Here is a 7,419-nt window from a genome sequence, read left to right on the forward strand (position 1 = left end):
GGAGCGCCTTGGCCTCGGTCAACGAGGGGCGGAACCGGCCCGACCAGGTGACGCTCTCGCTCTCCCAGAGCTTGCGGAACAGCTCGTAACCCTCGCGATTGCGGTCCCACTGATCGTCGGTGGTGACGTGGAACAGCTTGGCCTGCGCCGCGCCGTTGCCCTTGCCGATGATCAGCTCCAGGCGGCCGTCGGAGAGGTTGTCGAGGGTGGAGTAATCCTCGAAGGCGCGCACCGGATCCAGCAGGCTCAGCGTGGTGACGCCGGTGAACAGGGCCAGACGCGAGGTGACGGCGGCGAGGTGGCTCAGCACCACCGGCGGGGCGGCGGAGATGAACGGGTCCTCGTGCCGCTCGCCGACCGCGAAGCCGTCGTAGCCGAGATCCTCGGCGAGGCGGGCGGAGTCGACCACCCGGCGCAACCGCTGCCGCGGCGTCTCGGAGTCACCGGTCACCGGGTCCGGAGTGTGCGTGATCAGCGTCAGGAGCAGGAATTTCATGCCGGAAGCGCCTCAGCCCTTCTTCTTGGGTAGTCCGGGGGGATTGATCCGCGACTGCTTCACCGCTTCGCCGCCGAGACCCCAGCGCTCGAGGACCTTCTGGTAGCTGCCGTGGTCGATGGCGTACTGGATGGCCTGCTGAACGGGTCCGACGAGACCGTTGTCCTTGCGGGTCAGCGCCGCGATCTCGGCTTGCAGGGCGTCGCCCGCACCGGACCAGGTGGTGAGGATCTTGGTGCCGGCCGTCGCGGAGTGGTACTGCGCGGATGGGTTCGGGCCCACGAAACCATCGATCCGGCCCGAGGACAGCGCCAGGTAGTAATCCGAGGGCTGCTGGTAGTAGGCCAGTTCCAGCTTGGGCAGGCCCTCGGCCACGTTCTGCTCGTTCCAGCCGACCAGCAGCTGCTCCTGATTGGTGCCCGATCCGACGCCGATCTTCTTGCCCGCCAGCGACTTCCGGTCCTGATAGGTCCAGGTCGAGTCCTTGGGCACCTCGAGGGCGATATTGTCGAGGCGGTAGGTGGCGAAGTCGTACTTCTCCTTGCGCTCCTCGGTGACCGTGGCATTGCTGACGAACAGGTCCGCCTCGCCGGAGTCGATCTTCACGAAGTTCTGCGCCCAGTCGCCATTGCGGCGGTCCGCCTTCAGGCCGAGGATGTCGGCGATCAGGATGGACAGGTCCACTTCGGAACCGACGATGGTGCGGTCGTCGGTGGCGTAGAAGCCCAGCGGCGGCGTCGCCCCGATGGTGCCGGTCACCACCAGCGTGCCGCGATCGCGAATCGCCTGCGGCACCTGCGCGGCAATCGAATCCACCTTGTCGGCATGAATGCGCCCCGCCTGCTCCGGGGACAGGTCGTAGGTCAGGCCGTTCACGCTGCGGGTCTCGGGGGTGCCGCCGTCGCCCTTGCCGCAACCGCCCACCAGCAGGCTCAGCAGGGTGACGGCGATCAAGGCGCTGGTCCGTCTGCGACGGCTCGCCAGGGACATGGGCGGATTCCTTACCTAGTGGGGACGTCAGAGGACGTGGGCGAGAAAGGCTTTGGTGCGCGGATGCGACGGGTTGTCCAGGACCTGGGCGGGCGGACCCTGCTCGACGATGCGGCCCGCGTCCATGAGCACGACGGTGTCGGCGACCTCGCGGGCGAACCCGATCTCGTGGGTGACGATCACCAGTGTCGAACCGTCGCGGGCCAGATCCTTGATCACATCCAGCACCTCGCCGACCAGCTCCGGATCCAGCGCGGAGGTCGGCTCGTCGAACAGCAGCACCTCCGGCCGCAATGCCAGCGCCCGCGCGATGGCGACCCGCTGCTGCTGGCCGCCGGACAGCCGGCTCGGGTACTCGTCGGCCTTGTCCGCCAAGCCCACCCGCGCCAGCAGTTCCAGCGCCTCGGCATTCACCTCGGCCTTGGAGCGGCGCTGGGTCGCGACCGGCGCGAGCGCCACATTCTCCCGAACCGTCAGGTGCGGAAAGAGATTGAAGTTCTGGAAGACGAACCCGATGCGGGCCCGCTGACGCAGGATCTCCCGCTCGTGCAACTCGTAGAGCTTGTTTCCCTTGCGGCGGTAGCCGACCAGTTCCCCGCCCACCCGGACCGAGCCGCCGTCCACCTGTTCCAGGTGATTGATGGTGCGCAGCAGCGTGGACTTGCCCGAACCCGACGGGCCCAGGATGACCGTGACCTCCCCGGCCCGCACCGTCAGGTCGATGCCCGACAGCACCTCGTTGCGGCCGAAGGACTTTCGAATGCCGCGCAATTCGATGGCGAACTCGCTCACCGGCGGCCACCGCCCTTCGCGTAGTGCCGCTCGATATAGAACTGGATCACACTCAGCACGGTGGTGAGCAGGATGTACCAGACCGTCGCCACCATGAGCAGCGGCACCACCCGGCCATTGCGGCCGTAGATCACCTGCACCTGGTAGAACAGCTCGGCGATGGCCATCACCGACACGATCGAGGTGCCCTTGAACAGGCTGATCACCTCGTTGGCGGCGTTCGGCAGGATCCCGCGCATGGCCTGCGGGGCGACGACGGTGAAGAACTGCCGCCGCCACGGCAGACCCAGCGACCGGGCGGCCTCCCACTGGCCCTGATCCACCGAAATGATCCCGGCCCGAATGATTTCCGCCGAATACGCGGCCTGATGCAACGCCAAACCGATGACGGCGGCGGTGAATCCACTGATCACGCCGTTGGTCTGGAAGCGGACCAGCTCCGGTCCGAACGGAATGCCCAGCGACAGGGTCTTGTACAGGTACGCCAGGTTGAACCAGAACAGCAGCTGCACGATCAGCGGAATCGAGCGGAAGGCCCAGATGTAGGTCCACGAGATCGCCCGCAGCACAGGGCTGTTCGACAGCCGGCCGATGGCCAGCCAGATGCCCAGGAAGAAGCCGAGCAGGGTGCCCCAGAAGGTCAGTTCCAGGGTCACCTTCAGCGCGGACAACACCGACGCGGCGGTGAAGTACTGCGCGAAGGTGCCCCAGTCCCAGCCCGCATTGGTGATCAGGCCGTGCGCGAACTGCGCGACCAGCACCAGCGCGACCGCCGCCGTGGCCCAGCGCCACGGGTGGCGGGTGCGGACCACGGGCAGATCGCCGTCCTCGTGCTCGACCGCCGCCACCGACTGCGTGGGTACCGCTACGGTGCTCATGAATGCGACGATACGAATTCGGCGGTTTGCTGTCGCCGGTCCAGATCAGTCTGAATTCAATTGTGTGACAGATAATTTCCCGAATTCACGCGGGAATACGGGAATTCAGACCGCGGCTTCGCCGAGGTCCGGCGCACCGTCGTAGAGGGCGCGGAAACCGCTGCGGTGGAACACCAGCGGCTCGGACTCCGGGCGCACACTCACCCGGTGCACCCGCAGCAGCACCACCGCGTGATCACCCGCCGCAACCTGCTCGTGCACCGAGGTTTCCAGCCACGCGGTGGCCCCGCCCACGAACGCCGCGTTGCCATTGCCGGTGTGCAGCTCCACATTCCGGAACCGATCCCCACGCCGCGAACTCAGACTCCGCGCCGCCGGCTGCTGCGCACTGCTGAGCAGGCTCAACCCCAACCGACTGGCCTGCTCCAGCCGCGGCCAGGTCTCCGAGGAGTACTGAATGCACACCGACACCAGCGGCGGGTCCAGCGAGACCGGCACGAAGGTGCTCGCCACCAGCCCGTACGGTGTCCCGCCGATCCGCGCGCAAACCGCCACCACACCACTGGGGAAGTGCGCGAAGGCACGTCGCAGATCGGTGCCGTCTACCGGTGAAAGCGCGGCAGCCGCGCCGTGAATCGAGGTCAGCTCGCCCATCACACCACTCCAGCACCGGCGCACCCGCAGCGACAGGCTTGGGCTCAGCGGGATTACAACGAACCCCCGCCCACCAACGGTGGACGGGGGCGGTGCACAGCGAGCTGCCGAAATTACTTCGGCGCGACGACGTGCGGCTGGTTGATCGTCACGAAGTAGTTGTACGCGGATGCGATGGCAACCGGAGCGGTGATCAGCAGATTGCCGGCGATGGTGCCGAGGAAGCCGAGGGTGCTCGCGCCGATGAGGCAGCCGGCCAGCGGGCCGACACCGAACATGGTGGCCAGCGGGGCGGTCGCGGCGGCGAACACGACGCCACCGATGACGCAACCGACGGCCGCGGCGCCCAGGCCACCAACCAGGGTGCCGACTGTGGCGCCCATGGAGATGGTGTCCTTCATGCGGTTCCAGGCCGCCTGCTCACGGTCGTAGTCCGACTTCCACGGAGCCTGGTCTTCGTAGGGCAGGTTGACGTCCTGGGCCTGGGCGACCGGCTTGTAGGTCGCGTGGTCCATGTCGAACTGCGGGGTCAGGGTCGCGCTGCGCCCCGAGATGTCCGCGGCGATCGGGAACTCGAAGTCGTCGACCTGGAACTTCAGCGGCGTACCGGCAACGACGGTGCCATTGGCGGCTTTGATCTCGAAGTTGCCGTTCTCGACGACCAGGGAACCGGCATCCGTACGGATGATGCTGTTGGTCTCGGATGTGGTTGCGGTGTAGTTGATCACACCGTTCTCGGCCTCGGTCGGCGCGGCATTCACGGTGCCGGCGGTGATACCCATGGCGGCGGCCACCAATGCCGCAGTGGCGGCGAAATTCTTGAAGCGCATGTGTCCCTATTTCCTCATCAAGCAGTGTCCGCAGGTATGGACCGCATGATCGAATCGGGTCGACTCGAACGAAATATGTCCCCGGAGTTCCCTATCGGTGAACAGTTGAAATGGGAAACCCGCCCGGCCTTACGGCCGAGCGGGCTGTCCCGATGAGGTGTGTGCTGATTCCTATAGAGCCCCTCGCTCTTGTGTACGGAACCTCGTGCGCTACTTCGGCGCGACGACGTGCGGCTGGTTGATGGTGGTGAAGTACTGGATCGCGGAGGCGATCGCGACGGGAGCGGTGATCAGGATCTGACCCGCGATGGTGCCGATGAAACCGGTGGTGCTGGCGCCGATGAGGCAGCCGGCCAGCGGGCCGACACCGAACATGGTGGCCAGCGGGGCGGTCGCGGCAGCGAACACGACGCCACCGATGACGCAACCCAGGGCCGCGCCACCGATGCCACCGACCAGGGTCGCGACGGTGGCGCCCAGGGAGATGGTGTCCTTCATGCGGTTCCAGGCCGCCTGCTCACGGTCGTAGTCCGACTTCCACGGAGCCTGATCCTCGTAAGGCAGCGCCACATCCTGGGCCTGGGCGACCGGCTTGTAGGTCGCGTGGTCCATGTCGAACTGCGGGGTCAGCGTCGCACTGTGGTCGGAGACGTCCGCGGCGATCGGGAACTCGAAGTCGTCCACCCGGAACGACAGCGGGGTACCGGCGACGACGGTGCCGTTGGCGGCCTTGAGCTCCAGGTTGCCGTTCTCGACAACCAGCGAGCCGCCATCGGTGCGCACGGTGCTGCTGTTGTCGGACTGGGTGATGGCGTAGTTGATCCCGCTGTTGTCAGCGGCCGGGGCGGCGTTCACGGTGCCGGCGGTGACGCCCAGGGCGGCAATGACCAGCGCGGAGACCGCGGTGAAATTCTTGAGGCGCATGTGTTTTCGAGATTCCTCTTGAAGATGAGCAGATGCGCCCCAGGGGAACATTGTCAGGTGTGTCCCCTGGGACGCTGTGATGGAAACCGGCCTATACAAACGCCAAGTGGCTGGCCGGGGCCCCCACGGTTAACCTTTGCCCATCGGTTGCCGAAAGGGCGTTATTTAGCAGGCGCGAACGGCTGATTGATGGTGGTGAAGTACTGGATCGCGGCCGCGATCGCGACCGGAGCGGTCACGAAAACCTGACCGGCGATGGTGCCGAGGAAACCGACCGTCGAGGCGCCGATCAAGCAGCCCGCCACCGGACCGACACCGAACATGGTCGCCAGCGGAGCGGTCGCCGCAGCGAACACGACACCACCCACGACGCAACCGAGCGCGGCCCCGCCCAGGCCGCCGACCAGCGTGCCGATCGTCGCGCCGAGGCCGATGGTGTCACGCAGCCGGTTCCAGGCGGCCTGCTCACGGTCGTACTGGGACTTCCACGGGGCCTGATCCTCGTACGGCAGCGCGACCGGCTTGTACGCCGCGTGCGCCTCGTCGAACTGCGGGGTCAGGGTCGCGGTGTGCGAATCGCTGATCTGCGCGGCGATCGGGAACTCGAAATCGTCGACCCGGAACGACAATGGCGTTCCGGCGACGGTGGTCCCGTTGGCCGCCTTGATCTTCAGCGCGCCGTCCTCCACCACCAGCGAACCCGCGTCGGTACGAATGATCGAACCGGTATCGGTGGCCTGGTTGGTGTAATTGATGACACCGCCATCGGCCGGAGCCGGGGCGGCATAAGCGGTACCGGCGGTTACGCCCGTCGCCGCGATCACCAATGCCGCGATCCCGGCGAATTTCCTCATCTGCATTTTGGTTACTGCTTCCACTGCCCGAACTGAACTGTCGGCGGCAAGCATTAAGCAACCTCACAGGTTTCTGGAGGTTAAAAACCAGCTTGATTCGATCGGGCCGGGTGGAGCCGGGTTACTTCTCCTTGGCGGCGGCCTTCGCCTGCTTCTTGAATTCCCTTACCTGGGTGAGCGATTCGGCGTCGGTGACGTCGGCGACCGAGCGGCGCGAACCGTCCTCGCCGTAGGCGCCCGCGGCTTCGCGCCAGCCCTTCGCGGTCAGGCCGCGCTGCTTTCCCAAGAGCGCCAAGAAGATTCGGGCCTTCTGGTCGCCGAATCCGGGCAGCTTCTTGATCCGCTTCAGCACTTCCTTGCCGTCCGGATCGCCGTCGGTCCACAGCGCCGAGGTGTTGCCGTCGTAGTTCTCCTCGATGTAGCGGGCCAGTTCCTGCACCCGTCGGCCCATGGAACGGCCGTATCGGTGGATGGCGGGCGGCGTCGCGGCCAGCTCCTCGAATTCCTCGGGATCGGCGGCGGCGATCTTGTGGATATCGAAGCCACCCATTCGATCGGCGAGTTTCCACGGGCCGCGGAATGCGTGCTCCATGGGGAACTGCTGATCCAGCATCATTCCGACCAACAGGGCGAAATCATCGGTCGAAAGCAGCTCGTCGGCATCGGATTCCTGCGCAATACACAGCGTGCGGCTCATGCGTCGATCATCCCATTCATCCAGCCTCGCGGTGACACGGGTCACCCTTTTCCCTTCGAGTGACTAGGCTTCGGGCCATGCCCGACACCATGGCTAATTCTTCAGTACGAGCCGTGCCGCAACCTGGCACCGGGTCTGGACTGCGACCGGACCGTTTCGACCGTGATGGACAAGACCAGCTCGTCGACGTCAACGATCTACAGGCAGCCCTGCCGGGCATCCGGCGGCTGCGGGCCTGGGCGCACGACGCCCTGGCCACCCGCCCCGGCGAGAGCGCCGTCGATATCGGTTCCGGCACCGGATC

General features: G+C 66.2%; 9 protein-coding genes and 1 pseudogene. 1 reads left to right on the forward strand and 9 read right to left on the reverse strand.

Annotated elements, in window-relative coordinates:
* From ACWELQ_RS31975 to ACWELQ_RS32015, 9 genes are all read right to left on the reverse strand, one after another.
* On the reverse strand, nt 1-496 hold a 496-nt coding region (locus ACWELQ_RS31975; RefSeq protein WP_452400757.1), incomplete at its 3' end, for an LLM class flavin-dependent oxidoreductase.
* Nucleotides 497-508: 12 nt separating this feature from the next.
* The gene (locus ACWELQ_RS31980) at nt 509-1,486 is read right to left on the reverse strand and encodes a transporter substrate-binding domain-containing protein (RefSeq protein WP_452400758.1); all 978 of its coding nucleotides are present in this window, start codon (nt 1,484-1,486) and stop codon (nt 509-511) included.
* Between the two features lie 27 nt (nt 1,487-1,513).
* Nucleotides 1,514-2,278, reverse strand: coding sequence for an amino acid ABC transporter ATP-binding protein (locus tag ACWELQ_RS31985; protein ID WP_452400759.1), 765 nt, complete (start codon nt 2,276-2,278; stop codon nt 1,514-1,516).
* Nucleotides 2,275-3,156, reverse strand: coding sequence for an amino acid ABC transporter permease (locus ACWELQ_RS31990; protein ID WP_452400760.1), 882 nt, complete (start codon nt 3,154-3,156; stop codon nt 2,275-2,277). The genes ACWELQ_RS31985 and ACWELQ_RS31990 overlap by 4 nt, the downstream gene beginning before the upstream one ends.
* Before the next feature lie 105 nt (nt 3,157-3,261).
* On the reverse strand, nt 3,262-3,810 hold the full coding sequence (locus ACWELQ_RS31995) for a flavin reductase family protein (RefSeq protein ID WP_452400761.1): 549 nt from the start codon (nt 3,808-3,810) through the stop codon (nt 3,262-3,264).
* A gap of 113 nt (nt 3,811-3,923) precedes the next feature.
* Nucleotides 3,924-4,640 carry a hypothetical protein gene (locus tag ACWELQ_RS32000; protein WP_452400762.1) on the reverse strand — a complete coding sequence of 239 codons (717 nt, stop codon included), beginning with the start codon at nt 4,638-4,640 and terminating at the stop codon, nt 3,924-3,926.
* A gap of 210 nt (nt 4,641-4,850) precedes the next feature.
* Nucleotides 4,851-5,564 carry a hypothetical protein gene (locus ACWELQ_RS32005; protein ID WP_452400763.1) on the reverse strand — a complete coding sequence of 238 codons (714 nt, stop codon included), beginning with the start codon at nt 5,562-5,564 and terminating at the stop codon, nt 4,851-4,853.
* Between the two features lie 161 nt (nt 5,565-5,725).
* Nucleotides 5,726-6,424 carry a hypothetical protein gene (locus ACWELQ_RS32010; RefSeq protein ID WP_452400764.1) on the reverse strand — a complete coding sequence of 233 codons (699 nt, stop codon included), beginning with the start codon at nt 6,422-6,424 and terminating at the stop codon, nt 5,726-5,728.
* Between the two features lie 115 nt (nt 6,425-6,539).
* A complete protein-coding gene (locus ACWELQ_RS32015; RefSeq protein ID WP_452400765.1) occupies nt 6,540-7,115 on the reverse strand; it encodes an HhH-GPD-type base excision DNA repair protein in 576 nt (191 codons plus the stop codon).
* Between the two features lie 113 nt (nt 7,116-7,228).
* On the opposite strand from ACWELQ_RS32015, the pseudogene ACWELQ_RS32020 reads away from it, so the two are divergent.
* Nucleotides 7,229-7,419 (forward strand): annotated as a pseudogene (locus ACWELQ_RS32020) (SAM-dependent methyltransferase); the annotation flags it as partial.

This window comes from Nocardia sp. NPDC004722, assembly GCF_053601505.1.